General features: G+C 42.0%; 23 protein-coding genes and 5 tRNA genes. 9 read left to right on the top strand and 19 right to left on the bottom strand.

From position 1 onward, the window contains the following. Positions 1-182: 182 nt before the first annotated feature. The 5 genes from MHN81_RS27475 to MHN81_RS27455 form a co-directional block, all read right to left on the bottom strand. Positions 183-258: transfer RNA gene (locus MHN81_RS27475), tRNA-Thr, on the bottom strand. An 11-nt stretch (positions 259-269) separates the two neighbouring features. Beyond that, a tRNA-Phe gene (locus tag MHN81_RS27470) sits at positions 270-345 on the bottom strand. 161 nt (positions 346-506) lie between these two features. Further along, positions 507-582, bottom strand: a tRNA-Phe gene (locus tag MHN81_RS27465). Positions 583-711: 129 nt separating this feature from the next. Then, a tRNA-Thr gene (locus MHN81_RS27460) sits at positions 712-787 on the bottom strand. A 13-nt stretch (positions 788-800) separates the two neighbouring features. Beyond that, positions 801-876 (bottom strand) — tRNA-Phe (locus MHN81_RS27455). 253 nt (positions 877-1,129) lie between these two features. Here MHN81_RS27455 and MHN81_RS27450 point away from each other — a divergent pair. Then, positions 1,130-4,117, top strand: a complete 2,988-nt coding sequence (locus MHN81_RS27450) for a hybrid sensor histidine kinase/response regulator (protein ID WP_239427318.1) — start codon at positions 1,130-1,132, stop codon at positions 4,115-4,117. A 52-nt stretch (positions 4,118-4,169) separates the two neighbouring features. Here MHN81_RS27450 and MHN81_RS27445 read toward each other — a convergent pair whose 3' ends face one another. From MHN81_RS27445 to MHN81_RS27430, 4 genes are all read right to left on the bottom strand, one after another. Further along, on the bottom strand, positions 4,170-4,349 hold the full coding sequence (locus MHN81_RS27445) for a hypothetical protein (protein WP_023399618.1): 180 nt from the start codon (positions 4,347-4,349) through the stop codon (positions 4,170-4,172). Between the two features lie 184 nt (positions 4,350-4,533). Further along, complete coding sequence (locus tag MHN81_RS27440; RefSeq protein WP_023399617.1) at positions 4,534-5,664, bottom strand: sodium ion-translocating decarboxylase subunit beta; 1,131 nt, start codon at positions 5,662-5,664, stop codon at positions 4,534-4,536. A gap of 11 nt (positions 5,665-5,675) precedes the next feature. Then, positions 5,676-7,463, bottom strand: a complete 1,788-nt coding sequence (gene oadA / locus MHN81_RS27435) for a sodium-extruding oxaloacetate decarboxylase subunit alpha (protein WP_023399616.1) — start codon at positions 7,461-7,463, stop codon at positions 5,676-5,678. 10 nt (positions 7,464-7,473) lie between these two features. After that, complete coding sequence (locus tag MHN81_RS27430; protein ID WP_023399615.1) at positions 7,474-7,719, bottom strand: OadG family transporter subunit; 246 nt, start codon at positions 7,717-7,719, stop codon at positions 7,474-7,476. 509 nt (positions 7,720-8,228) lie between these two features. On the opposite strand from MHN81_RS27430, the gene MHN81_RS27425 reads away from it, so the two are divergent. Beyond that, on the top strand, positions 8,229-8,693 hold the full coding sequence (locus tag MHN81_RS27425) for a YcxB family protein (RefSeq protein WP_023399614.1): 465 nt from the start codon (positions 8,229-8,231) through the stop codon (positions 8,691-8,693). A 48-nt stretch (positions 8,694-8,741) separates the two neighbouring features. Here the strand turns inward: MHN81_RS27425 and csrA are convergent, their stop codons facing one another. The 6 genes from csrA to ribA form a co-directional block, all read right to left on the bottom strand. Beyond that, positions 8,742-8,930: a carbon storage regulator CsrA gene (csrA, locus tag MHN81_RS27420; protein ID WP_023399613.1), complete on the bottom strand. Its 189-nt coding sequence runs from the start codon at positions 8,928-8,930 to the stop codon at positions 8,742-8,744. Between the two features lie 90 nt (positions 8,931-9,020). After that, positions 9,021-10,241 (bottom strand): aspartate kinase, encoded by a 1,221-nt coding sequence (locus MHN81_RS27415; protein WP_023399612.1) that lies wholly within the window; start codon positions 10,239-10,241, stop codon positions 9,021-9,023. 3 nt (positions 10,242-10,244) lie between these two features. Further along, positions 10,245-12,848, bottom strand: coding sequence for an alanine--tRNA ligase (gene alaS / locus MHN81_RS27410; RefSeq protein ID WP_023399611.1), 2,604 nt, complete (start codon positions 12,846-12,848; stop codon positions 10,245-10,247). A gap of 59 nt (positions 12,849-12,907) precedes the next feature. After that, positions 12,908-13,369: a regulatory protein RecX gene (locus MHN81_RS27405; RefSeq protein ID WP_023399610.1), complete on the bottom strand. Its 462-nt coding sequence runs from the start codon at positions 13,367-13,369 to the stop codon at positions 12,908-12,910. Beyond that, a complete protein-coding gene (locus MHN81_RS27400) occupies positions 13,369-14,181 on the bottom strand; it encodes a BPSS1780 family membrane protein (protein WP_023399609.1) in 813 nt (270 codons plus the stop codon). Before MHN81_RS27400 ends, MHN81_RS27405 begins: the two co-directional genes overlap by 1 nt. Before the next feature lie 187 nt (positions 14,182-14,368). Next, positions 14,369-14,995, bottom strand: coding sequence for a GTP cyclohydrolase II (gene ribA / locus MHN81_RS27395; RefSeq protein ID WP_023399608.1), 627 nt, complete (start codon positions 14,993-14,995; stop codon positions 14,369-14,371). 175 nt (positions 14,996-15,170) lie between these two features. Between ribA and MHN81_RS27390 the strand changes: the two genes are divergently transcribed. From MHN81_RS27390 to MHN81_RS27380, 3 genes are all read left to right on the top strand, one after another. Next, positions 15,171-16,388 carry a hypothetical protein gene (locus MHN81_RS27390; protein ID WP_023399607.1) on the top strand — a complete coding sequence of 406 codons (1,218 nt, stop codon included), beginning with the start codon at positions 15,171-15,173 and terminating at the stop codon, positions 16,386-16,388. Continuing rightward, positions 16,388-16,822: a hypothetical protein gene (locus MHN81_RS27385; RefSeq protein ID WP_023399606.1), complete on the top strand. Its 435-nt coding sequence runs from the start codon at positions 16,388-16,390 to the stop codon at positions 16,820-16,822. The genes MHN81_RS27390 and MHN81_RS27385 overlap by 1 nt, the downstream gene beginning before the upstream one ends. A gap of 127 nt (positions 16,823-16,949) precedes the next feature. Then, the gene (locus tag MHN81_RS27380; protein WP_231105490.1) at positions 16,950-18,371 is read left to right on the top strand and encodes a GGDEF domain-containing protein; all 1,422 of its coding nucleotides are present in this window, start codon (positions 16,950-16,952) and stop codon (positions 18,369-18,371) included. Here the strand turns inward: MHN81_RS27380 and MHN81_RS27375 are convergent. Next, the gene (locus MHN81_RS27375; RefSeq protein WP_023399604.1) at positions 18,368-18,874 is read right to left on the bottom strand and encodes a DUF3087 domain-containing protein; all 507 of its coding nucleotides are present in this window, start codon (positions 18,872-18,874) and stop codon (positions 18,368-18,370) included. The two genes, MHN81_RS27380 and MHN81_RS27375, sit on opposite strands and share 4 nt — an antisense overlap. Positions 18,875-18,988: 114 nt before the next feature. Between MHN81_RS27375 and MHN81_RS27370 the strand changes: the two genes are divergently transcribed. The 3 genes from MHN81_RS27370 to MHN81_RS27360 all read left to right on the top strand — a co-directional run bounded on the left by MHN81_RS27370 (position 18,989) and on the right by MHN81_RS27360 (position 20,906). Then, on the top strand, positions 18,989-19,633 hold the full coding sequence (locus MHN81_RS27370; protein WP_023399603.1) for an energy transducer TonB: 645 nt from the start codon (positions 18,989-18,991) through the stop codon (positions 19,631-19,633). Positions 19,634-19,725: 92 nt separating this feature from the next. Then, positions 19,726-20,283, top strand: a complete 558-nt coding sequence (locus tag MHN81_RS27365) for a sigma-70 family RNA polymerase sigma factor (RefSeq protein ID WP_239427317.1) — start codon at positions 19,726-19,728, stop codon at positions 20,281-20,283. Further along, complete coding sequence (locus MHN81_RS27360; RefSeq protein ID WP_023399601.1) at positions 20,280-20,906, top strand: hypothetical protein; 627 nt, start codon at positions 20,280-20,282, stop codon at positions 20,904-20,906. Before MHN81_RS27365 ends, MHN81_RS27360 begins: the two co-directional genes overlap by 4 nt. On the opposite strand, the gene MHN81_RS27355 is transcribed toward MHN81_RS27360, so the two are convergent. Next, positions 20,903-22,279, bottom strand: coding sequence for a Na+/H+ antiporter NhaC family protein (locus MHN81_RS27355; protein ID WP_023399600.1), 1,377 nt, complete (start codon positions 22,277-22,279; stop codon positions 20,903-20,905). The two genes, MHN81_RS27360 and MHN81_RS27355, sit on opposite strands and share 4 nt — an antisense overlap. Before the next feature lie 296 nt (positions 22,280-22,575). On the opposite strand from MHN81_RS27355, the gene MHN81_RS27350 reads away from it, so the two are divergent. Continuing rightward, entirely contained in the window at positions 22,576-23,424 is an 849-nt protein-coding gene (locus MHN81_RS27350; RefSeq protein WP_023399599.1) for a MurR/RpiR family transcriptional regulator, read from the top strand. 18 nt (positions 23,425-23,442) lie between these two features. Here MHN81_RS27350 and MHN81_RS27345 read toward each other — a convergent pair whose 3' ends face one another. Together MHN81_RS27345 and MHN81_RS27340 are read right to left on the bottom strand one after the other, a co-directional pair. After that, positions 23,443-24,603, bottom strand: coding sequence for a DUF1343 domain-containing protein (locus MHN81_RS27345; RefSeq protein ID WP_239427316.1), 1,161 nt, complete (start codon positions 24,601-24,603; stop codon positions 23,443-23,445). Positions 24,604-24,650: 47 nt separating this feature from the next. After that, entirely contained in the window at positions 24,651-24,905 is a 255-nt protein-coding gene (locus MHN81_RS27340) for a hypothetical protein (protein ID WP_239427315.1), read from the bottom strand. Between the last annotated feature and the right edge of the window lie 689 nt (positions 24,906-25,594).

The following is a 25,594-nucleotide window of genomic DNA, read 5'->3' as shown; positions in this document are numbered from 1 at the left end:
TCTGCTCTACCGACTGAGCTATCTGGGCAAATAAATTTTCTTGTGTATCAAAACTCACTGAGGATTTTCAATACGATTCCAAAGGGCTCTACCGAATGAGCTATCTGGGCAAAAATTCTATTTTGAACGTTAAGTAGTCTTTAATACTATTTGGAAACGTTTTTTACTTCATATTGTATAAATGGTGCCGACTATCCGAGTCGAACGGATGACCTACTGATTACAAGTCAGTTGCTCTACCAACTGAGCTAAGTCGGCACACCAAATAATGGTGCCCAGAGGCGGAATCGAACCACCGACACGAGGATTTTCAATCCTCTGCTCTACCGACTGAGCTATCTGGGCAAATAAATTTTTTGTTTGTATTAAAGCTCACATACGATTTTCAATACACTTCCAAATGGCTCTACCGAAGGAGCTATCTGGGCAAAATCTTTATTAAGTTCAATACAGTTTTTCTTTATAAGCTGCATTGATTAAATTCTTTGTTTTACATCTTTAAAAGATGGTGCCCAGAGGCGGAATCGAACCACCGACACGAGGATTTTCAATCCTCTGCTCTACCGACTGAGCTATCTGGGCAAACAGTTTTTGTGTATCAAAACTCACTTAGGATTTTTAATACAATTCCAAATAGCTCTAAAAATGAGCATTTTGAAATAATTTTGCTTATTGAATTCTGTGTTTCAATAGCACTCCACTTTTATTAAATGGTGCCGACTATCCGAGTCGAACGGATGACCTACTGATTACAAGTCAGTTGCTCTACCAACTGAGCTAAGTCGGCGCACCTTTAAAAATGGTGCCCAGAGGCGGAATCGAACCACCGACACGAGGATTTTCAATCCTCTGCTCTACCGACTGAGCTATCTGGGCGTGCGGCGTATTAAACGGGTTTTACCCTTTCAAGTCAACTATTTTTTTGCAATATAATTTGTTTGCGCACAATTCATGCAAAATCAACAAAAATGGGCTACTAAAGGCTGATTTTTATACTTAAATCCAATGTTAGAATAGTCACATCGCAATAATAAAGAAGTAAAAACGTAGAGAAATCATCCATTATAGGTGTTAGGATGTGAAGTTATTATAACGCTCGATTTGAAAGTTACTTGTTCGGACTATTTCAATGGAAAAATCTTCACAAGCACAGATCAAAGGTTTCGTGCCCCTGTTTGTTTTTATCACCTTAATAATTACTAGTATTGCTTCATTTGGGGCCTATCTTTGGCCGAAGCAAACGAATACAGTGGTACACAGTCAACCAGATCTTGCTCTACAAGCACAAGACTTAGCTGCGCCACTTAGCAACACGATGATGAAGCTTGGCTATAACTACGCCAAACAGATGCTAACATCGGTCAAAGCTGGTAACCCTAATATTGATGCTTATTTATATGCTGACAGCGGGATGGGAAAACCAAGTTTGGTTTTTCAATCTAGCGACACTCCTGTTGCACCAATTAAGCAACGCACTAAACTGACCATCGATGGGCAGGTTATTGTACATCAACCCCTCACTCTAGATGACATTCCAGTCGGTGAGCTTGTATTAGTATATAGCGAACCAAAAGTTGAAGTGGCAACATCTAACCCTCTTAGTTACGTATTTATTGTCATAGCATTGATACTAACAATTGGCTTTGCGCTGTTTTTGAAAAAACAAATCGTCGGCAAACTTGCTAAAGAATTAAAATTGCTGAATTCAGAGCTAGAACACCTCATAAGCAAAAAAGATTACGGCGTACATGTTACTGAACAGCTTAGTTTTGGCTTATCTGGCACAGCCATAGGAATAAACGCACTAATCAATCAGATCCGCGATATTATTAAAGGCAACAAAGCTTCTCAAAACGAATTAAGGCAGCTGCAAACCAGTTTAGAGACTGAGGTGCAAGCACGTACCCTAGCACTGGAAAAAGCTACCCTAAATGCTGAACGAGCCTCTGAAGCAAAAACAACGTTTTTAGCGACTATGAGCCACGAAATACGCACTCCAATGAATGGGGTAATTGGTACTATTGATTTGTTGCGCCAAACAGAACTGGACGGCGCCCAGCATCGTCTTACTACGATTATACGAGATTCAGCCTTCTCTTTGCTGGGAATACTGGATGATATTTTGGACTTTTCAAAAATTGAAGCCGGAAAATTACAAATAGATAGTAGTGCGTTTTCAGTATCAGAGACAATAGAAGAAGTTGCTCGTGTACTCTCTTCAGTTGCCAAAAAGCGTAAATTGGACCTCCAGCTGGCCATTGCACCAGATATACCAAGCAACTTAGTGGGTGATGCGGTGCGCGTGCGCCAGGTGTTGTACAACTTATGTAGCAACGCAATCAAATTCACGACAACAGATGAGAGTAGACAAGGCTTTGTCAAAATCTCTGTTGAAGTAGCACAGAATACTTCAGAGCACTACACACTGCGCTTTAAAGTGACCGATAACGGAAAAGGCATGACTCAAGCTCAGCTGAGGGAGATCTTTAACCCCTTCATTCAAGCTGAAGGGTCGATCACCAGAGAGTACGGCGGCACAGGCCTTGGTCTATCTATCTGTAAGAGCTTGGTAGAACTAATGCTCGGGTCAATCAATGTTAATTCTGACATTGGCATGGGTAGTGAGTTTATCGTGGAGCTACCATTTAGTATCAGTGGCAAAGTCGAATACGCTAATAAGGGTGTATTGGCGGGCAGAAAAGTGGTGACCTTTACCCACAACCCTAATCGCCGTGCGATATTGGCGCGATACTTGTCGTTTATGGGCGCAAATTCAGCGATCGTTGTCGACCCAAGTGAAATTGATGAACACCAATACGAACAGGATGTGGTGTGGGTACTTGATGGGCTTGATGGCATGGAAAAAGTCAACCAGCAATTGAGAGACCTACTGTATTCAATTGAACACAATAACCAGCAAGTGATTGTACTGAGCACCATGGATGAGTCAGCTTTAAATCACGGCCACATATTTTACCTCAATGCCGCACCGCTTTGTAAAACAAGTTTCATGACCGCAGTGCTAGTTGCCGTTGGTTTACACCAACCTAAACAACTTAAGCCATCGCGTACCATGAACAGTTACTTGAATACGGAAGATGCTAAAGCTGAAAACAAATTAGTACTGTTAGTTGAAGACAATGTCTTAAACCAGCAAGTTCTGACCGATCAGTTGCACTTATTAGGTTATGGTGTTGAAGTAGCAGAAAACGGCGAAGAAGGCTTGAAGATGTGGCAACAAGGTCATTATGCAGTTGTATTAACAGACTTACATATGCCGAAAATGTCAGGCTACGATATGGTTACCAAAATCAGAGATATTGCAGAGCAATCTCCTGACATCAATGCGCAGCCTTATATAATAGCAATTACAGCCAATGCACTGAAAGGTGAGCGAGATCGCTGCTTGGCATCAGGAATGAACGACTATATCACTAAGCCTGTTGAGTTAAACGTCCTTGAAGCAACCTTAGAAAAGTGGCAAAACGCTTCTGGCAATCGCTCTGAGCAACCAACTCAGTCTGCGCCAGTGCAACTTGATGCGAGCCCTAAAGCAAATCAGCCTGTAATCGCGTCTGACGATCAAGTTCAAGTTGATACTACGGCAAACCCAGCCTTCCAAGACGATGTGGTTGTGCCACCTCAAGAGCCGACCATGACCGTGGATATGCACAGCTTTACTCCAGAAAATAGCGATCCGAAAATGACACTCGAAGATCAGCCTCCAGCTATTTCAGAAGACGAGATAGGCAACGGATCTGTGGATGAGCCCCCCATTAACATGGAGCAGCTAAACAAATACGTAAATGACGACAGCGCAAAACGACTGCGCTTCTTTAGAATGTATTTAGAGCAAAGCAGTGAATTAGCTCGTGATATTAATGGCGCGGTCATTTCATCTAGCCAAAGTGAAATCATTGAAGCATGTCACCAGCTTAAGTCTATCTCGCGTACTATTGGTGCTGAACAAGTTGCGTTAATTGCAGAGAAATTTGAAGCTAAATGTAAAGAAGAGGAAATGAGCAGTGATCAGCTGATCCAATTACGAGATGAGCTTGAAGAGTCTTATATGAAAGCGACTGAGTTTATTCAAAAGTACTTACAAGCAGCTAACTAATGACAAACCTGCAGGCAAAGTCACATTGTGGCTTTGCCTGTCTTTATGTCACTTAGCCTTGTGACATCGAATGGATAATATTTACAACTACCCCCAACATCGCCAAAGGAATTATATACTTACCATACTTCTGTGCTTTATCTAGTCCCATTTTTCCCTGATACTTTTCAAGTAATGGGATCAAAATAACCAAGGCAACCACTAAACATACCAATATCACAATTATATTCACGTTAATCCCTAATTTTCTGTCGTCTCACTCCGTTATACCACGGACATGGCAAATTGACCCGAAATTTAGTTAAACCGTCTCGTGAGGTAGTTAATGAAGTATGATTGAGTGTTCGGATCAGGACTAGATGTAATAATAAAGAAAAATGTGGGGCAGATGCCCCACTAAAGGTTGGAGAGTGTTGTTAATTCACCAGCGCAAGTAATATCCCCGCAGCGACAGCACTGCCGAGTACTCCTGCTACATTAGGCCCCATTGCATGCATCAGAAGAAAGTTATGTGGGTTTGATTCAAGGCCAACTTTGTTCACCACCCGCGCCGCCATTGGGACCGCCGATACACCAGCCGCCCCAACCAACGGATTGATAGGATTAGAGGAAACACGATTCATGATTTTTGCCATGTATACACCAGATGCAGTCCCGATGCTAAATGCAAGTGCACCCAATACCAAAATCCCCAGAGTCTCTACCGTTAAGAATTGATCTGCCGCCAGTTTTGAGCCTACCGCCAAACCAAGGAAAATCGTGGTTATATTGATGAGCTCATTCTGTGCGGTGTTGCTAAGTCTATCCACTACACCTGATTCACGCATTAAGTTGCCTAAACAGAACATGCCGACTAGTGGCGCTGCAGCAGGTAAAAACAATAGTGTTAATGCTAATACCATCAAAGGAAAAAGAATCTTCTCTCTTTTTGAAACTGCTCTCAATTGCGGCATCGCAATACTGCGCTCTTCATCAGAGGTAAGCCATCTCATAATCGGAGGCTGAATAATTGGCACCAAAGCCATATAAGAGTATGCAGCCACAGCTATCGCTCCTAGTAATTCTGGCGACAACTTGGAGGCTAAGAAGATAGCCGTTGGGCCATCGGCCCCACCGATAATCGCAATGGCTGAAGCGTCTTGTAAAGTGAACTCAAATCCAGGAATAAAGTTCAGCAAAATCGCGCCAAATAAGGTGGCAAAAATACCAAACTGCGCAGCTGCACCAAGCAACAACATACGAGGATTGGCGATCAGCGCACTAAAATCCGTAAGCGCTCCAACCCCCATAAAAATGAGCAGAGGAAAAATCCCACTGTCTATCCCAATATAGTACACATAGTAAAGTAACCCGCCTGGTTCAGATAAAGCTGCAACCGGGATATTCGTTAAAATAGCGCCAAACCCAATCGGCACAAGTAGCAGTGGTTCGAACTTCTTGGCAATAGCCAAATACAGCAAACCACAACCCACCGCTATCATAGACAGTGCGGGGAAAGACAAGTTAGCGACACCCGTTGCTTGCCATAAATTCAATAACCCTTCCATCTCACAAACTCCTATGCCATCTCAATAATGGCGTCGCCAGCAGAGACCGAGTCACCTTCTGAGACCAAAATGTCGGCAATTTTGCCATTAGATGTGGCACGAACTTCAGTTTCCATTTTCATCGCTTCCATGATCAGAACCACATCTCCTTGCACCACATCATCACCAGGCTTTGCGTGCACCTTAAAAATATTACCGGCCAGAGGGGCGTTTAGGGTTTCACCTGAACTTACAGATGCAGACTGTGGCATTAACTCGCTGTCTTTAACAGCAACTTCCTGAAGCTGTCCGCCAGCGGATACTTCCACATCATACACTTTGCCATCGACTCTGACGCTGTAACGCTCATTCTCTTGTTTTGAGCGAACAGGCGCAGCTTGTTTTACTACATTTTCCGTAGCGGTATTGACGACCAAGCTCGGATTTGGCTCAAATGCCTCTGGGTTATATCTATTTTTTAAGAATTTTAAGCCGATTTGAGGAAACAAAGCATAAGTCAATACATCATCAACCACAGACTCTGCAAGTTCGATCCCGTCTTCTTTAGCCTTCGATAACAAGTCAGCCTCTAAGCTGTCCATTTCTGGCTCGATTAGGTCTGCAGGCCTACACGTAATAGGCTCTTGGCCATCAAGCACACGAGCGCGTAATTCTTCGTCAACAGGAGCTGGCGTCTCACCATACTCTCCTTTTAATACTCCCGACGTTTCTTTGGTAATGGTTTTATAACGCTCACCGGTTAACACATTGAGCACAGCTTGCGTTCCAACTATTTGAGACGTCGGTGTAACCAAAGGAATAAACCCAAGATCTTTACGTACATGAGGTATCTCACTCAATACCTCATCCAATTTATCTCCGGCACCTTGCTCTTTGAGCTGGTTTTCCATATTGGTCAACATACCGCCGGGTACTTGTGCAGACAGAATACGGCCATCCACGCCTTTTAGGCTGCCTTCAAAGGCCGCATACTTTTTACGTACGTCTCTAAAATAAGAAGCTATCGATTCGAGTTGATCTAAATCCAATCCCGTGTCTCGTTTCGTGCCTTCCACAATTGAGACAAGTGTCTCCGTCGCACTGTGACCGTATGTCATACTCATTGATGAGATCGCGGTATCTAACATATCAATACCTGAATCAATGGCTTTTTGATACGTCGCGGTACTTAACCCGGTCGTCGCATGACACTGCATCGCAATTGGTACCGATACGGTACGTTTGAGCTCAGAAATTAAAGTTTCAGCATCGTATGGATTGAGTAACCCTGCCATGTCTTTAATACAAATTGAGTGACAGCCCATTTCTTCCAACTGCTTTGCCTGTTTCAGCCAACTCTCAAGGTTATGTACTGGGCTTACTGTATAAGAAATTGTACCCTGCGCATGCGCGCCGACTTTAATTGCCGCGCGAATGGCTGTTTCAAGGTTGCGAACGTCATTCATCGCGTCAAAAATTCTAAACACATCGACGCCATTTTGATGTGCTCGCGTAACAAACTTTTCAACTACGTCGTCTGCATAGTGACGGTACCCCAGCAGATTTTGACCACGTAATAACATCTGCTGTTGCGTGTTTGGCATCGCCTCTTTGAGCGCGCGGATCCGATACCAGGGATCTTCACCAAGATAACGAATACACGCATCAAAAGTCGCGCCCCCCCATGACTCCACTGACCAATAGCCAACCTTATCAAGCTCTTCTGCGATAGGTAACATATCTTCAAGGCGCATACGCGTCGCTAATAAAGATTGGTGAGCATCTCTGAGGACTAATTCTGTGAGTTTTAGTTTTGACATGAGATACCCCTTAGTTGTTTTGTCTAAATTGAGAAACTGCAGCGCTGATCGCCGCGATATGTGCCGCAGGCACGCCTGTTGATGTAGACTTTGTCGAAGGCTTCTTGACGTTAGGTTGCTCCAACTCTTGCCCTGTTGCAGCAAACTTTGATAAAGCCTTTACCGCAAAGATCAGAATAGATAAAAATAAAAACACACCAATCATGCCAGTTAACATAAGATTGGCAGCCTGCGCTAGCAATTCGCTGATTTCCATCTCCGCCCCCTTAGTTGTTATTTATTTGTTTACACCTACCCATTTAAGGAAATAGATAGGCAACTTTTGTAAATATTTATTCAACCATCATATCAAACAAACACTTCATGTAAAGCGCGTTGTAAATTGGTATTACCAATAATGTTTTTTGTATTCATTTCACACACTTATTGAACAATGATGGTAAACCAACCCCAACTTTGCCAAATAAATATGAAAAATACTCAAGATATATAGACTAAATAACGATAAGCTATTACTTAATTACGACACCACAGCTCCATTATTAACCGACAAATAATTGGTCTTACCTATATAGCAAGTTCAAATTTTGCAACAGGAGTAAATGCTCTTAAATTCAGTTTGAGTTACCATAAACAGTGACTTAAGTACGGATATAGGGGCAATTTAATGATGTTTTATTACAGCAGCACTTGCGTTGAATTTTGAGATTCAAACGCGGGACTGAACATCGTATAATTGAGGATTAGCCAACTTGAGGAATACTCGTGTTTCATAGTGAATTCACGCTAGATAAGCAATATTTTCAGGAATGCTTTGATGAATCTGTGTCATTTAGCCAACATCATAAGCCCAAATACGGCCTGATTGGTTTTTTACTGATATTAGGCTCTGTATCTCACTACCTACTTGAACAAGCCTATTTAGGAAACTTTTTGTTTGTACTTGCAGTAATAGAAGGTGTTTCATTCTATTATCGACGTCCTTGGTGGGTCGCTAGACAAATGTTGAGCAGAGCCAGTGGCTCAAAGGTTGTTTTAGAAATTAGCGAACAGGGGATCAACGCACATAACCCTTATCGAGCTTTTCAACTCCAATGGCAAGATATAGATAACGTCATAGAGACGGAAAAAGGCATTTTATTGGAGCATGGCAAGTATCGCCAATACATATCTAGACAGGCACTGGATAATGAAGCTTATGCATTTATTTTTCAGCAGACAAAAAAATAGCCACGTATAAGTGGCCATTTCTCGAACATTAGTAACATGTTATAACAGTTACATATTACCTGTCGGATTAGATTTTTCCGCTTGAATTCTCATGTAGATTTCTTCACGGTGTACCGAAACGTCTTTTGGTGCGTTTACGCCGATACGAACCTGATTTCCTTTTACACCAAGTACCGTTACTGTCACTTCATCACCAATCATCAGGGTTTCGCCTACACGGCGAGTTAGAATTAGCATTCTCTTGCTCCTGTTATTCCAAAATTTAAAAGATTCCGCGTCAAGTTCATTTTAATTAAAAGTTCATGTAAAAGTAAGCAAAATTATTGCTTAATCACGACTTTCTAAGCTAAATGCACTATGAAGTGCTCTTACAGCCAGCTCTAAATAGCGCTCTTCTACCAAAACTGAGATTTTTATCTCTGAGGTCGATACTAAAAGCGTATGAATATTTTCGTTAGCCAACGCATCAAAGAATATGCCTGCGATGCCAGAGTGAGACTTCATTCCTACACCCACAGCAGAGATTTTTGCAACTTCTGCATTGCCCTCGACACACGAAGCACCCAATGCGACTAAATTGCTATTTAATACATCTAACGCTTGTGCATACTCGTTGCTGTGTACAGTTAAAGCATAGTCTATTTTGCCAACTTGATGATTAATTTGACTTATCATGTCCACTTCAATATCAAACTCAGCCAAAAGACACAGAACTCTGGCTAAAGAGCTTGGGTTTTCAGGAACTTGACGAACAATCAACAAAGCTTCATCTTTTTGATATGCAATGCCTGATACAGTTCTACTTGTCACTTTTGGTTCCTCGTAGCTAATTAATGTGCCAGAATCAGGCTTAAAAGTTGATAAAACCCTCAACGGTAAGTTATACCTACCAGCGGCTTCGACAGATCTTATTTGCAACACCTTTGCGCCCAAGCTAGCTAACTCCAGCATTTCCTCAAAGGTAATTTGCTCCATGCGCTGTGCTCGAGGCTCAATTCTTGGATCCGTGGTATAAACACCATCAACATCGGTATAGATTTGACATTCATCTGCTGAAATTGCAGCGGCAATTTCAACTGCGGAAGTATCGGTGCCACCACGACCTAAAGTTGTTATATTGCCTTCAGTATCACGCCCTTGAAACCCTGCGACAATTGCAATACGGTTGTGCTCTAGCTCTTGCTGTAAGCGATCGACATCAATATCATGTATCCGCGCTTTACCAAAAACATTGTCTGTTTTAATGCCGATTTGATCTGCTAATAAGCTCACGGCGGAATGCCCTCGCTTGACGATTGCCATTGCCAGCAAAGCAATAGAAACCTGCTCCCCTGTCGTTAACAAGACGTCTAACTCTCGTGCACTCGGTCGATCATCAATCTGCTTTGCAAGAGACAATAATCGATTGGTCTCACCTGACATTGCCGACACCACAACAACGACTTGATGTCCCTGCTGTTTAGCTCTAATAATCAGTTCGGCAACGGCCTCAATTCGCTCAATAGAGCCAACTGAGGTGCCACCAAACTTCTTTACAATTAATGCCACAAGTTATTGAGTTTTCTCATTCAACCATACAGGAACACTGGCCAGTGCCGCTTCCAAGTTTTCAGGTTGAGAGCCACCAGCTTGTGCCATATCAGGGCGACCACCGCCCTTGCCACCTACTTGAGCAGCCATATGGTTAACCAGCTCTCCGGCTTTTACCTGACCGGTTAAGTCTTTAGTCACACCAGCAATTAAGCTGACTTTGTCGCCATTAGCAACACCTAAGGCAATAACCCCTGAGCCCATCTTATTCTTAAGATCATCAACCATGCCACGCAGTGCTTTTGACTCAGTGCCGGCTACGTTGGCAACAAGCAGCTTGATGCCATTTACATCTACTGCAGATTCGATTAGCGACGCACCAGCTGCACTTGCAAGCTTATCATTTAACTGACTTACTTGTTTTTCAAGGCCTTTAGCTTTTTCGATTAAGGCTGCTACTTTTTCAAGTGCACTTGTACTATCGCCTTTCACTAGTGCAGCAATATCTGCAAGCGCTTTCTCTTGCTCCGCAACATAATTCACAGCATCTTCGCCCGTGACGGCCTCGATTCGACGCACGCCAGCTGCAATACCACCTTCAGATACGATTTTTAAGAAGCCAATATCACCAGCGCGTTCTACGTGTGTACCACCACATAATTCGATTGAATAGTCGCCAATCGATACAACGCGCACTTCATCGTCATACTTTTCACCAAATAGGGCCATTGCACCTTTGGCTTTCGCATCATCGATATCCATTAACTCAGTATTCAACGCAAAGTTCGCACGAATTTCATCGTTTACTGCAGTTTCAATCTCGCGAAGCTGATCTTTGGTCACACCTTCAAAATGTGAGAAGTCAAAACGCAACTTATCAGCCATCACAAGCGAGCCTTTTTGCGCGACGTGATCACCTAAAATTTGACGCAATGCTTCGTGCAAGATATGCGTTGCAGTGTGGTTTTTCTTGATGCGTTCACGACGCTCAGCATCAATTTGAGCATCTACTTTGTCGTTAATACCTAGGCGACCTGTCACATAACCATGGTGCGCAAATGCATTGCCCAGTTTTTGTGTATCTGTTACGACAAATTCGCCACCAGACACTTTTAAAATACCTGTGTCACCAACCTGACCACCTGACTCTGCGTAAAATGGTGTGCGGTCAAGTACGACGATGCCTTTTTGCTGATCGGCTAGCTCTGAAACACTTTCACCTTCAGCAAACAACTCAACCACAGTGCCGCTATATTGAACAGAGCTATATCCTTTAAAGTCTGTGACTTTTTCAGATTTCAGCTGCTCATTATAATCAGCACCAAACTTACCCGCTTGCTGTGCCTGCTTACGCTGCGCTTCCATAGCCGCTTTAAAACCGCGCTCATCAATAGTCATAAAGCGCTCACGTGCAACATCAGCTGTTAAATCAGCTGGGAAGCCGTATGTATCGTATAGCTTGAATACAAGATCACCAGGGATGACATCACCTTCAAGACCCGCTAAGTTTTCTTCCAAAATTGCTAAGCCACGATCTAATGTTTTCCCAAACTGCTCTTCTTCAATACGCAGTACTTTTTCGATGATTGCCTGTTGCTTGATTAGCTCAGGGTAGGCTTCACCCATTTGCGCTGCCAGTGCACCAACCAATTTATGGAAGAATGCCCCTTGCGCACCGAGTTTGTTACCATGTCTAACAGCACGACGAATGATACGACGTAGTACATAGCCTCGACCTTCATTTGAAGGCATAACACCATCGGCAATTAAAAATGCACATGAACGAATATGATCCGCAACAACGCGTAATGATTTGTCTTCTAAGTCTTGAGCGCCTGTTACTTCAGCAGTCGCTTTGATAAGTGCTTGGAATAAATCAATTTCATAGTTTGAGTGCACACCTTGCATAATCGCAGAAATACGTTCAAGACCCATACCTGTGTCAACAGACTGGTTTGGCAATGGTTCCATAGTGCCGTCAGCATGACGGTTGTATTGCATAAACACTAGGTTCCAAATTTCGATGAAGCGGTCACCATCTTCTTCTGGGCTGCCCGGAGGACCACCCCAAATGTGCTCGCCATGGTCAAAAAAGATTTCCGAACAGGGTCCACATGGACCTGTGTCACCCATTGACCAGAAGTTATCTGACGTATCAATACGAATGATACGATCAGCTGGTACGCCAACTTGGTTGGCCCAAATGTCATAAGCTTCTTCGTCGGTATGATATACGGTCACCAGCAGCTTTTCTTTTGGTAACTTAATCACATCAGTCAAAAACGCCCAAGCAAACTTAATAGCATCTTGCTTAAAATAGTCGCCAAAGCTGAAGTTACCAAGCATTTCAAAGAATGTATGGTGTCTTGCTGTATAACCAACATTTTCTAGGTCATTGTGTTTACCACCTGCACGAACACAGCGCTGTGAACTTGTTGCGCGGTTGTACGGACGCTTTTCAGCACCTAAGAATACATCTTTAAACTGCACCATACCTGCATTTGTAAACAGAAGTGTTGCATCATTACCTGGTACTAAAGAACTTGACGGCACCACTTGGTGGTGTTGTTTGGCAAAGAAATCTAAAAAGCTCTGCCTAATCTGTGCGGTAGTCATGTGCTGCATGTGATTATTTACCCTTTATTGCTGCTGTATGCTGATAACCACAAAGGAAGTTTTCGATTTCAACTTTCACTTTGCGATTGTATAGCAAAATCTATTTGGTCATAGCTAAAGCCTCGATACATCATGTATCTAACGCGCTTTGACCTTTCTTGATAGTCTAATTGTTTTGTTGAATAGCCGTATTTTTTCTCATATGTTTTCTGAGCAACGGCAAACCAATCAATTTCTCTTTCTTCGATGAGTTGCGTTAACTGCGCACGCGCAACGCCTTTGTTAGTGGCGTCCATCATTACTCGCTTCTCTCCTAGCCCCTTGGCTAGTTGACGGTTTAAATAACTCTCACAGTGTCTAGCGTCATCCAAATAACCAATGTCACATAACCACTCGATCAGCGACTCGGCATACTCGTCGCTGGCGCCTTTTTGCCTTAATTTTTGGCCCAGTAGTTTACGCGAATACTCTTGCCTAGATAACAACCAAACTGCGTAGTTTTTAAGTTTTTTCTGTTCTTTTTCATCCATTAGGCGTCAAACCGACCCGATTGCCCAATGTTATCTTGATGTTTGTCGCCTTGATCTGGTGTATTGTCATCTTGCGGACTTTGCGCTGCAAAAATCGCCTGAAACGAGACGAAAAAGCCAATATATACAATAGGCATGATGAACATGAGCGGGACAAGAGACAAAGGAGCTGAAGCAATCATAAGCAGCGCCACAATACCACCAAACACGGACAACGGTGCCATATTATAATAAAACACCTTTAAAGATTGCTTCATCGCATTCAAGATGTTTGCTTGCTCTTTGAAATATACCAGTGGTAACGCATAGGCGAAGGCCATCATTGCTAAAGACTGTAATACCACAAAAATTGCAATATCAGAGAAACTAATAGCTGCAGCGATTTGCGCGACAACCGATTCCATATCTTGCTCAGGCGAATGATTTTGCATGGCGCTAGTAATAGGCTCAAACAACAAACTCATTATCACCCCTAGAATTAAAGCAACTCCAAGCTGATACAAACCAAGACGGAATAAATTCAATCGACGCCCTTTCGCGGAAAATGGCTTTAGGATGTCAGCAAGCATAATTGATTTACCGGCTTGCAAATTGAGCGCCGCATTATAGAAGCCAACGGTTAAGAATGGCCCCGCAAGCGCGCATGCCATCTGAATTATCTTATTTTGCAGGATGAAAGGAAATAGCCCTACTATTACGATAAAGATGTACATCATCATAAAAGTTAAAGGTTGAGCTTTAAACACCGTCCATCCGGCTTTTAACCAACTCACCCCAAAACTCGCTTTAAATGTTCGAATTTCTGCTGACATAAATGACTAACTTAGTTATAAAACGGTTTAATTATACTGCTTCAAAAGAGTACTTGAAAGGAGGTTTACGACGCTTAATGGCACTAAATGCTACAAAAAAGCTAAATACGAAAATAAATTAGTAATTGACACGTGATTTGCCTTACCACAATAGGTTTAGTAATAAAGCAAATCATCATCAATCCAGCTATTTAGGCTTTTTGATTTCTTCCATATCAAGCATATGAGAGCCATGTTTAACTTTCGTTTCTAGGTAATTTCGATTCCCTGAGTCACCTGCTTTAACATGTGCTTGGGTTCCTACTACACTTTCAACTTCAATGCCGGCATTGCGCAAAGCATTTAGTTTACGTGGGTTGTTGGTCATCAGCTTCACATGATCCAGCCCCAACGCCTTGAGCATTAACACCGCATCGGAAAAGTCTCGCAAGTCGTCGTCAAACCCTAAGTGATTATTTGCTTCGTATGTATTCATACCTTGAGACTGCAGTACATATGCATCAATTTTGTTGTATAGCCCTATGCCTCTTCCTTCTTGACGAAGGTAAAGTAACACACCTCCACTTTGGTGCATCTCTTCGATACATTCATTGAGCTGTTCACCGCAATCACACCTAGATGAATGAAACACATCACCAGTCAAACACTCAGAGTGCATTCTAATCAACGGGATTTCTTGTTGGGAGTCTGCATTGTTAAAAACTAAAGCAACATGCTCTTCACCATCTTTCAACCCTTCAAAAGATACAATCTCTGCAGGAATATGACTACGCTGCCCTACATTCAGCTCAACTCTCGCTCTAACTTCAGCCACGACTTGAAAATACCTAATTTAAAAATGTGATAGTATCACAAATAATGATATATCTGTTTATATGGTGACAATCTTGCCATTTTACAAGTAAAAATACACAAAACTGGTAAATGTGTACATTAGCGCTAGTCTTTAATCACCAAGATAAATTGCGTGTCAAAATATTGAGTCGCTGATGAGGCTGTTTTTCCTGCTTTTTATATGTATACCTTTCCAAGCTGCAGCCGAGCAACTTAAGTTAGACGGGTTTGCAACGATCGGTTTAACAATCACAGATTCAAAAACCGCAGGGGTTAGGCAGCATATCTCACAACCTAACGCCACCTATGAAAATGAATTCGGATTTACCAACTCTTCCGCTGGTGGGCAAATAGAGTGGCAGGCAAATAGTAGCACCCAGCTTGTCGGTCAAGTAATTTTTAAAGACAATCAAGAACAAAACCTCGACAACATTATTCAAATGGCATTTTTACGTTATACACCCAATGCCAATTGGCAGGTTCGCTTTGGCAGAACCGGGCTTGATTTATTTATGATGACGGAACACAGAGACATTGGCTACACGTATACGTACGATCATCCCCCCACAGAATTTTACGCGATTGTCCCACACCAAAACTTAGATGGCGCAGATATAAAATATACCTATTCATTCTCTGAAGGCTTGTTTAGCAGTAAGTTCTTTATTGGTAGATCAACAGCGCCTATTGTGAGCGATGATAACTTTTTCTGGGACGTAGAATTAAAGTCATTGTTTGGACTGGTCTTGGAGTGGCAATCATATGATTGGACACTGAGAGCCAACTACACAGCGACGCAATCCGGCAATGAAAATGAACAACAAAAACAACTTAGAGCTGCGCTCGCGCAAATTCCTAATGAGATTTGGCCACAAAGACCCGCTTTACTTGAGTCACTCAATATTATTGGTAAGCGATTTAATTATTCCGCTCTTGGGGTCAGATATGACAATAGCCAGTGGTTTGCACAAAGTGAACTTTCTTATATTGACTCCAATTCACAAGTCTTAAAAGCCTTGACGGCCGGATATGCGAGTGTCGGCTTTTATTACAATAATCACACACTAATGACTACTTTTGCGCAAGTAAAGTCTAACAATACAACCCCACAGCGCCCGTTAATTTCCTCTGAACAGCTCGATTTACTTTATAACACGATTATTCGCCACACCAACTTTTATTTGGTTGACCAAAATACCTTATCTGTCACATTAAGAACCGAAATAAATGACTCTCTCGCGGTAAAAGTTCAACTAGAGCATACCGCTGTGGATAGTTTACCGTCTGCTTTTTATTTACATCGAGACTTAGAAAAAGGCAATTTCGACAACTCGTTCAATACATTAGGCATTAGCCTAAACTGGGTGTTCTAATGCTTCGCCCTCTACTGACTTTGCTTGTACTTATGCTGCTCACCTTTGACGCGCGGAGCAATGTACAGGAGGACATTGTCATTGTAGTTAACAAACACAACCCTATTGAGTACATCGAAAAACGTCAGCTTATTGATATGTACATGGGCAAATATTTGGCATTTCCAAACGGCCATATTGCTGTGACTTTGGATTATAAAAAAGAACATGCATTAAGAAGCGCTTTTTTCCTCGCATTGACCGGTCGCAACATTGCACAAATTAACGCCTATTGGTCTCGGGTTAAATTCAGTGGCAAAGCGTCGCCACCACAAGCATATCCGTCAATTGAAGCTATAATTGATAAGGTGGTAACAACCCCGAGTGCAATTGCTTATATTCCAGCAAGTGCTGTCACTGATGAATTGAAAGTAGTGTACCGTTTTGCTAAGTAAACAAAGTTTAATAATTCGGTTGATGTTGATATTGAGCTTTTCAACCTGCCTGTTCTCTGCCGTGTATGCTCACATATATTACAATTATATATTTGACACAGAGCTAGAGCACTCAGATGAAACTATCATGCAAATCAGTCAGACCATCTCTTCAACGGCATCAATTGCAGCGTACTTGGAGGACAAAGACTTAGCCAATGAAGTGGTGAATGGGTTAGTGAGCAATGACATTATCCAATCAGCTGCGTTGACAAATCAACACACGATTTTAGCAAAAAGCATCTTATTTTCTGAGCGTGAAGCTCGCACTTTTAGCCTACCAAACCCATTTATTTTACAAGAAAACATCGGCTTCATTCACGTGGTGCCCAACACTCAATACATACGGCAAAATGCTCGCAATATCGCATTTTCTTCAGTGCAAACCTTGCTCGTTGTGATTGTGCCAATGCTGATCATGTTTGCAGGGTTATCCTATGTGCTGATTTCGAGGCCTTTGGGGCATTTAAGTCAACAACTCACAAATATCATACCAGGCAGTGCACATCGTATTGATATAGAGACGGCACATGAATATACGGAAATCGGAAAAATAGGAAAAGGGATCAATGCAATGTTGAGCAACACGGAAATGCTATTTGAGCAAGAGCGAAGTTTACGTCTAGAGATAGAACAACTTGAAAAACGCTTCCGCCTCATGTTTGAGCGCAGTTCTTCCCCTACATTATTAGTACGTGAACACGGAGACGTTTCTTTAGTCAATGATGCCGCCAAAGACTTGTTGGCAGGTATGGGAGTAGACTGCCAAGAGCGCTTTCCTGACAACTTGGGACAATACTGCAAAACCCCAGATATTCTATACACCTTCACGGAGAACAGCATAAAACAAAAACAGGTGATGCAATCCGAGTTCGAGTTCACAAGCCCTCTAACATTATCTTCGGTGTGGTTAAGTATGATCATACTTAACACCGAAAGTGACGGTCAGTGGTACTTTCAAGTATTCCTCGCGGACATCACTTCACGCAAAACAATGCTCAATCAACTTAGCCATCGCGCTCAAAGAGACAGTTTAACTAGCTTATATAACCGATATGGAGCCGAACTAACTTTGCTTGGTTGGATTGATTCGGATATATCCTTTAGTTTATTACTTTTGGACCTTGATGAGTTTAAACCGATAAATGATATCTATGGGCATAACGCGGGAGACGAAGTACTTAAACACATTGCTAAAAATATATCCCACATAATCTCTAGCAATGATTTGGTATGCCGCTGGGGGGGAGATGAATTTGTCATCGCAATTAAAGAATTTAATAAACATAAAATCAATAATATTGCTCAGCAGCTACTAGAGGCCGTAAATATACCTACTCATTACGAGAGAAATGGACACCAAATAGAGCTGCAAGTTGGCGTGAGCATTGGAATTGCTCACTACCCAACCCATGCAGACAATCTAAAAAGCTTAGTTGAGTGTGCTGATGTCGCTATGTACTCGATTAAGAAAACATCGAAAAATCACTATACCTATTACTCAGCTTAGAAGTGACGCAATACTTGTTCACTGTATTGCTGAATGTCCAAAGTAACATTGTGCTGCTTTGCAAGATTGTCTAATTCAGCTTGCCATATCGACAGCTCTTCCATAGTTATCGTGTTGTCGTCCAATGTCCATAATTGGCGAGAGCCTGTGTAACTAAATTGCATAGCGAGCATAGCATTCACGTCCCCTTGCTGTGCTGCCTTTTTCAGTTTTGGCATTTTTCTGGTGACTTGATTGAGTGCTTGCTTAAGCTCCCAGACATAGACTACTTCCACCATAAATGGATGGTGTTTTATGCGCTTGAGCACGACAAAGATCACTATGCAGGTAAGCACTACTCCTGTCAGATTCCAATGGAAATGGCTTCCATCTGTGTCGGGAAATACATGAATAAGAAGTTGCGCTATACCTAAACTTCCAGCGGTTAAAGTCGCAATACAGGCCCCAATCACCCAGTTTAGGTGTTTTCTATATCTTGCTTTATCTATTTCTTGTAACTGCATCAAGGTTCCTCACGTTAGTTAATTCGCATTTTAATGACTAAAAATAAAAAAACTAAAATAAATCACCCCTTTTTTTGACCTAGCGCGTTTTACCTAGCAAAAGAGGGGAAAAATATGACTTTAACGATGATAGATGTAAAAACACACACTCCATACCGCGCACTAAATAAACTTGTTTTATCATTTATTAGCGCCATCTTAATTACATTTGCGTTATTTGCTTTTATGCAAAAATTGATTAGCCAAGAGCGTGTATTTGTTGCCGAGCCTGCTCCGGTTATTGATGTATTTATTTCACAAGACTTTGAAGATACGCCTGTAGAAACACGCAAAGTTTTGCCACCTCCGCCGAAAGCGACCCCAAAGGCACCACCTAAACCAACCGTCACCCCTTCCGTTACCGAAGGGGTATCACTAGATATCAACATAACCTCAGGTGTTAAGTCGACCCCGATACAAATGCAGAGTACTTTGCAGGTCAGCGACGCCGCGGCGGCCCCGATTGTGCGCATTGACCCTGCATACCCGGCCCCTGCAGCTCGTGACGGTGTTGAAGGCTGGGTACAATTGGCATTTAACATTTCGCCAACAGGGCAAGTTATTGACGCGCAGGTGGTTAATGCTGAACCAAAACGCGTGTTTAATCGTGCTGCATTAAAAGCGCTTAAACGATGGAAATACCGTCCCAAAATGGTCGATGGCAAACCAACTATTCAATACGGTCAGTCAGTTGTGTTAGAGTTTAACTTGAACAAGTAAGCGAAAATAAAAATAACGCGAGCCGCGCTATATCATTTGGGGCGGCGATCAAACACCTGTGTACATAGAGTTAAATTGAGCACGGAGAGACTATGCTACTTGCGATAAAAAACTGGTTCATCCAAGATAAAACCGAAGCACATGACCCCTTGCATGAATTTAAACGCAGTGGGGAGAATCGTTACATAGAGCAGGCGATTGATAATTTCAATCCTGACCTTTATCACTACCTATGTACACAAAGTGACCCGGAAACGGCCGAAGATATATGCCAAAAAACATGGCTCTCAATAGTTGAAAAAAGACAGTACTATCAGAGCAATAATACGCCAAAGGCTTACATCTTTAGGATTGCACGTAATGCCTTAGTAGATGAGTTTCGCCGGCAGAATAAATTTATGTGTGACGACAATAAAACAGAACTTAGTTCAGAGGTCGAAGACAGTAATTTCAACGCCGCCTGCTGCGAGCAACTTTATCGTGCGATTAAGCGCTTACCAATCGCACAAAAAGAAGCCATTTGTTTACAATTAGAAGGCTTTTCGCTAAATCAAATCGCTGAAATCACCACTGCGAATCCTGAGACTGTAAAGACACGATTAAGATATGCGAAACAGCAATTGAAAGAGACTTTAGGAGAGCCGAAATGAAAAACTCACAACACCAACTCAATGAGCTCCAACAAGCCTATTCAATTGCCAAACGACATAACAAGATGTCATCAAAACAGGTTCGTAAATTAAAAAGGTTAAGCCGCTTAGAAAACCGCAAACATACCCGACAGTTTTGGCTGAGAACAAGTCTATGGGCTAGCTCCTGTTGTGTATTAGCCCTAGTGGGCAGTCTGTCTTTGCAAAGTATCTTAAACGACTTTGAAACTTTCTTAGCGCAACTAGAACCCAATTCATTTTCATCGCAATACGATGTTGTTGAGACTCATAATATTGTTGAAGGCCAATATCAAACCACAATCGCACAACAAAAAGCACAATTGGATGACTCCCTAGCAGGATCGCAAGCAAAGCTCAATGAAGTCAGTCAGTTTTACGGTAAATTAGTGCACTCTGAGCGCGATGTTTGGTTTATTGCCGATTGCCAAAATCAAACACTGATTGAAGTACGTAAAAGTTTACTCGATGAATTAGGCGTACCCGATGACTTATCGGTTGCTTCGGATCAAGGGTTACTGTTGGCTTTGGGTAAAAATCAGTCGGGGCAGCTGGTTAGTATTACCGCCCCACCTTCTGGTAAAGCCTTGTATGCGTGTCCTTAAAGTAAAACAACACTGGCGACAAAAAAGCTCGCTAGTGCTAATGCGCCGCCAACAAGTGCATATGGAAGCTGAGTTTTAACATGGGTCAATAAGTCACACCCAGAGGCCAGTGCGGATACAGCACTGGTATCCGAAATTGGCGAGCAGTGATCGCCAAATATCCCACCACTTAAGATGGCGCCTACCACAAGTGAAGGAGGAAGGCCCAATGTCTGGATTAAAGGCACCCCAATAGGGATCAAAATCGCAAATGTTCCCCAGGATGTCCCTGTTGTAAATGACATTACGGCACCAGTTAAAAACAGTACGGGAACAATAAAGTAAATAGGCAAATAATCACCGACTATTTGCGCAACAAATACACCTGTACCGAGCTCTTTCAGACTTGCTCCAAGTGTCAATGACAGCAATACAATACTGACCAAAGGCAATAGCTCACCCATTCCCTTGAAGCCAATATCAACGAGTTGGTGATGCGTGAACTGTTTTTCTTTGAGCATTAGCACGTAAGCAACTGAACAAGCCAACACCGTTGCATACAGTACCGACTTGGAACCACTCCCGCTTGCCAGTACACCGCTCCCGGTCCAATACATAAACCCGATCATGCTCACAATCAGCGTAACAAGTGGTACAAGCATAAATCTAGCTTTGGTGGCGCTAGGTCCAGCATCAAGCTCCACTTCCTCGCGCTTGAGCTCTTCTTCAGCTTCTTTCATCGGGCCATGAACTTTGTCGAAAACAATGGTATATAAAACAATCAGCAATGTAATGATGGCATAAAAATTAAATGCCACACTGCCCCACAAAATACTGACCGGAGATTGAGCAAGCTCATAATTGCTTAGCAGCCCCAATACATAAGCGCCCCACCCATTGAGTAATATTAAAATACATACTGGTGCACTGGTACTGTCAATAATATATGCGAGGCGAGCTCGGCTCATTTTAAACTTATCAAATAGCCCGCGAGAAACTATCCCTGAAGTCAACACACTCATATTTGATTCAATAAATACCGCCGTGCCAGTAAACATTGTTAATAAGCCGACTTGCTTCTTATTTCGCGCAACACCGACCTGAGTCAATTTTTGTACCGTCGCTGACACCCCACCAGATTCACGAATAAAAGCGAGTAACGCGCCAATAACAATGCTAAAAATTAAGATACGGCTATTCCCTGGCGACGTTGCGACCCCAACGATTCGTTCGATACTATTGGTGAATGTCAAAAAAATAGACTGCCCTTCACCACTTATCACAAGTAATAATTCCGATGAAACAATGGCTAAAACTAAGGCTAAAATGACTTCTTTGCGCCAAAAAACAACCGCAATGGCAATGAGGGGGGGCAAGATTGAATACCAAGACATAGCTTTCCTTTTTTGTTTTGATTTAGATGAAAAGCACTGATTACAGTCGCTAAAGGGCATTAATTTACTCAAAAGCATCTTTGTATACGCGCAATTTATAAACATGTTAACTTAAACGCTAAAGCAAAAAAACTAGGTTTTTCGGGTATCTAAATTCACAATTGCAACAAAAATACCTCATCTAGAACCGCATAAATCAAAAAACGCAATAATATTCCGAAACAATCTATCGCAACGTTCCAATTGAACCTATAATATGGACAGTTTAAGTTAGTTTTAGTTACCAGGTGATCCTCATGTCTACTTTTGTAAAAATAAAGGCCTTGAAGCCTTCACTGTCGCAAAGTGAAGCTAAATTAGCGGACTTTACTTTAAAGTCAGGTTCAAAAATTCGAGGTCTATCTTCAATAGAGCTTGCAAAGTCAGCAGGCGTTAGCCAGTCAAGCGTTGTCAAGTTTGCCCAAAAATTAGGGTATAAAGGGTTCCCCGCTTTTAAATTGGCGGTTGTTGACGCATTAAATGAACAAACACAAGAAAATACCCCACTCTCTAATGAAATAGATCAAAACGACTCAATTGCGCACATTTCAGAAAAGCTAATCGCCAACCAACAAGCAACCTTAGTTGCAACCAGCAAGCTAAATAACCCAGAGTTGTTCGAGCAAGCAGTGCAAGCGATAAAAGGTGCAAAAAAAGTGATGGTATGTGCAATTGGCTCAACACATACCATGGCACAAGACTTAACCCTTAAGTTACAAAAGCTAGGTGTGTGTGCTGTTACTCATGTCGATGAATTGAGTGCTGCAAGCTACGTGGCGACAATGGGTAAAGACGACCTACTGATTTGTTTGAGTAACTCTGGCGTCGTAAAAAGCATGGTAAAACTTGCACAGCAAGCCAAAGTTAACGAATGCCAAATCCTTGCGCTAACACGTTATGGCCACAGTGAGTTGGCTAATTACGCAGATAACTGCCTGTACTGTATACAAGAAACAGAAGCAGTAAAACATTCGGCGGTACTGACACGTGCATCTTTAGGCTACCTTATTGATGTACTTTTCATTGCCCTTGCTCAATCAAACCTACATTGGCAACGCCGAGCTGATCGCTCCAATGAATACATGAGTGATATGTTAAATATCTAAGCTTGCCGTCAGAGTGCCCTATCTAGAATAAAGCAGATAAGGCGCTCTGCGCTTTTTAAACTCACTGACTTCCTGTAGAAAAATGGCTTCTATTTGATGAGCTTTCAATCCCTGCTCTACAGCTAATCTAACAATATCAGTACCAGCCAATTTATCTAAAAACTTAGGAGATGTGATAAATTGTTTGTTGCGTTGTTTAAATTCGTTGGACGCTTCAATAAACCAGCTTAAGTCAAACCCATTTAGACTGCTTTGCCTCAAGTCCTTCCCCCACACACTCTTTCCCTCTAGTTTTGGAAATCGTGCAGCACCAACAATAGAGCGTGGAGAAAACTTAAAGTCACCTAGCTGTACTTGGTCATGACCATAGACTTGAAAAGGAAAGTCAGTGCCTCTTCCAATTGACACTGCTGTTGCTTCAAACAGGCATAAAGAAGAATATAGATAGATAGACTGTTGATTTGGAAGATTTGGACTAGGTGCAATTGGCAAAATATACTCATCCGAGGCTTGATAATTTTTCACTGCCACCACGTTCAAATCAAGCTTGTTCGGCCCCGACAACCATCCTTCTCCCACTATCATTTGAGCAAGCTCTCCGACGGTCATACCATGTAAAATTGGAATTGGATGCATTCCCACAAATGAGCTGAACTTTTTGTTCAATACAGGCCCATCAACAAAACGAATATTGGGATTTGGTCTATCCAAGACAATGAACTTTTTTCGATAGTCTTTAGCCGCCTGCATCATATAGTGCATGGTACTAATATAAGTGTAAAAACGAACACCGACATCCTGAATATCGAATATCAACACATCTAGATCTTGCAAAGATTCCTTAGTTGGACGCTTCTGCTTTCCATAAAGTGAAACAATTGGCAGGCCTGTTTTTACATCAAAGCTGTTGTCAATATGCGCGCCTGCATCCTGATCCCCCCGAAATCCATGCTCAGGAGAAAAAATTCGCTCGACCTTTACGTTGTTCGCAAGTAGAAAGTCAACTAAATGCATATCTGCCACACGAGATGACTGATTTACTACTAACCCAACACGTTTATTCTCAAGATAAGAAAAGTACTTTTCGGGCTGTTGTGCACCTACCTCTATGGCAATAGCTATTTTTGTATGTAATACCAGTAAAATCAAAACACACAATTTGAGGTAGAAGAAATGCATAAACAGAGCGCCTTTTGGTTGATTAACTACTTGGGAAATATGCCTGATCACAACCCAAAAAAGAACCTTTTTTTAATCTTTACGTGCTCTTCAATTTGAATATTTTCTAATAAAAAGAATGGTTTCACGCTATTTAGCTGCTGCAAAGATAAGGTCTTAATTTTCAATGCAGCCAATATCTCATCTTGCTGTGAAGTTGCTTGTTTAAAGCCGCAATCTACAAACATTGTGCTTTCTTCATGCTTGAGCCTGATATTTCGGTATATCTGTGCTAACTGCTCTCCCGTATATGCCTCTTTCATAAGGTGCTCCTGAGTATAGATTCAAATTTAGACTAAATAGTAGGGCATACATTAAAAGTAAAATTGGACAAAAACGACATTGCGTATCCGTTACTGGCTTGGCTGCTATTGGGTAATGAAACAACAACATAACCAAGTAGGAAAAGTGTATCTCAACCCCCCTACCCAAACTCAAAGAGCGATTTTCTCAATGGCTAATTAATTAGTAAAAAGCTATGTTTCAGGCATAAAAAAACCGACTCTCGTCGGTGTTTATCTCATATTTTACCACTTTAATGAGGTTATTTGAGTAAAGCATCATCTCAAAAGAGATGGCGGACGTGGGACGTACTTTGTGAAGAATGAACCTTCGACAGCTTAGTCTGTTCGTTTACTATCTCGGCCATGGCTCTTGTGAAGTTTTTCAGTAGCTATTATTAACAAGCTAAATTTCAGGCATAAAAAAATCGACTCTCGTCGGTGTTTATCTCATATTTTACCACTTTAGTGAGGCAATTTGAGTGAAGCAATCATCTCAAAAGAGATGGCGGACGTGGGACGTACTTTGTGAAGAGTGAACCTTCGACAGCTTAGTCTGTTCGTTTACTATACCGGCCATGGCTCTTGTGAAGTTTTTCAGTAACTATTATTAAAAAGCTAAATTTCAGGCATAAAAAAACCGACTCTCGTCGGTGTTTATCTCATATTTT

The organism is Pseudoalteromonas sp. Of7M-16, from assembly GCF_022347805.1.
Lineage (GTDB): Bacteria > Pseudomonadota > Gammaproteobacteria > Enterobacterales > Alteromonadaceae > Pseudoalteromonas > Pseudoalteromonas luteoviolacea_F.
The sequence above is the reverse complement of the archived record's forward strand: the minus strand, read 5'-3'. Positions and strand labels throughout refer to the sequence as shown.

Coding starts and splice junctions, on each gene's coding strand:
- MHN81_RS27355 (WP_023399600.1), bottom strand. CDS start 22,279: ATGTCTTGGTATTCAATCTTGCCCCCCCTCATTGCCATTGCGGTTGTT.
- oadA (WP_023399616.1), bottom strand. CDS start 7,463: ATGTCAAAACTAAAACTCACAGAATTAGTCCTCAGAGATGCTCACCAA.
- MHN81_RS27370 (WP_023399603.1), top strand. CDS start 18,989: ATGACTTTAACGATGATAGATGTAAAAACACACACTCCATACCGCGCA.
- MHN81_RS27360 (WP_023399601.1), top strand. CDS start 20,280: ATGAAAAACTCACAACACCAACTCAATGAGCTCCAACAAGCCTATTCA.
- MHN81_RS27400 (WP_023399609.1), bottom strand. CDS start 14,181: ATGTCAGCAGAAATTCGAACATTTAAAGCGAGTTTTGGGGTGAGTTGG.
- MHN81_RS27350 (WP_023399599.1), top strand. CDS start 22,576: ATGTCTACTTTTGTAAAAATAAAGGCCTTGAAGCCTTCACTGTCGCAA.
- MHN81_RS27380 (WP_231105490.1), top strand. CDS start 16,950: ATGCAAATCAGTCAGACCATCTCTTCAACGGCATCAATTGCAGCGTAC.
- MHN81_RS27365 (WP_239427317.1), top strand. CDS start 19,726: ATGCTACTTGCGATAAAAAACTGGTTCATCCAAGATAAAACCGAAGCA.
- MHN81_RS27405 (WP_023399610.1), bottom strand. CDS start 13,369: ATGGATGAAAAAGAACAGAAAAAACTTAAAAACTACGCAGTTTGGTTG.
- MHN81_RS27340 (WP_239427315.1), bottom strand. CDS start 24,905: ATGAAAGAGGCATATACGGGAGAGCAGTTAGCACAGATATACCGAAAT.
- MHN81_RS27390 (WP_023399607.1), top strand. CDS start 15,171: ATGAGGCTGTTTTTCCTGCTTTTTATATGTATACCTTTCCAAGCTGCA.
- MHN81_RS27450 (WP_239427318.1), top strand. CDS start 1,130: ATGGAAAAATCTTCACAAGCACAGATCAAAGGTTTCGTGCCCCTGTTT.
- MHN81_RS27345 (WP_239427316.1), bottom strand. CDS start 24,603: ATGCATTTCTTCTACCTCAAATTGTGTGTTTTGATTTTACTGGTATTA.
- MHN81_RS27440 (WP_023399617.1), bottom strand. CDS start 5,664: ATGGAAGGGTTATTGAATTTATGGCAAGCAACGGGTGTCGCTAACTTG.
- MHN81_RS27375 (WP_023399604.1), bottom strand. CDS start 18,874: ATGCAGTTACAAGAAATAGATAAAGCAAGATATAGAAAACACCTAAAC.
- alaS (WP_023399611.1), bottom strand. CDS start 12,848: ATGCAGCACATGACTACCGCACAGATTAGGCAGAGCTTTTTAGATTTC.
- MHN81_RS27430 (WP_023399615.1), bottom strand. CDS start 7,719: ATGGAAATCAGCGAATTGCTAGCGCAGGCTGCCAATCTTATGTTAACT.
- csrA (WP_023399613.1), bottom strand. CDS start 8,930: ATGCTAATTCTAACTCGCCGTGTAGGCGAAACCCTGATGATTGGTGAT.
- MHN81_RS27385 (WP_023399606.1), top strand. CDS start 16,388: ATGCTTCGCCCTCTACTGACTTTGCTTGTACTTATGCTGCTCACCTTT.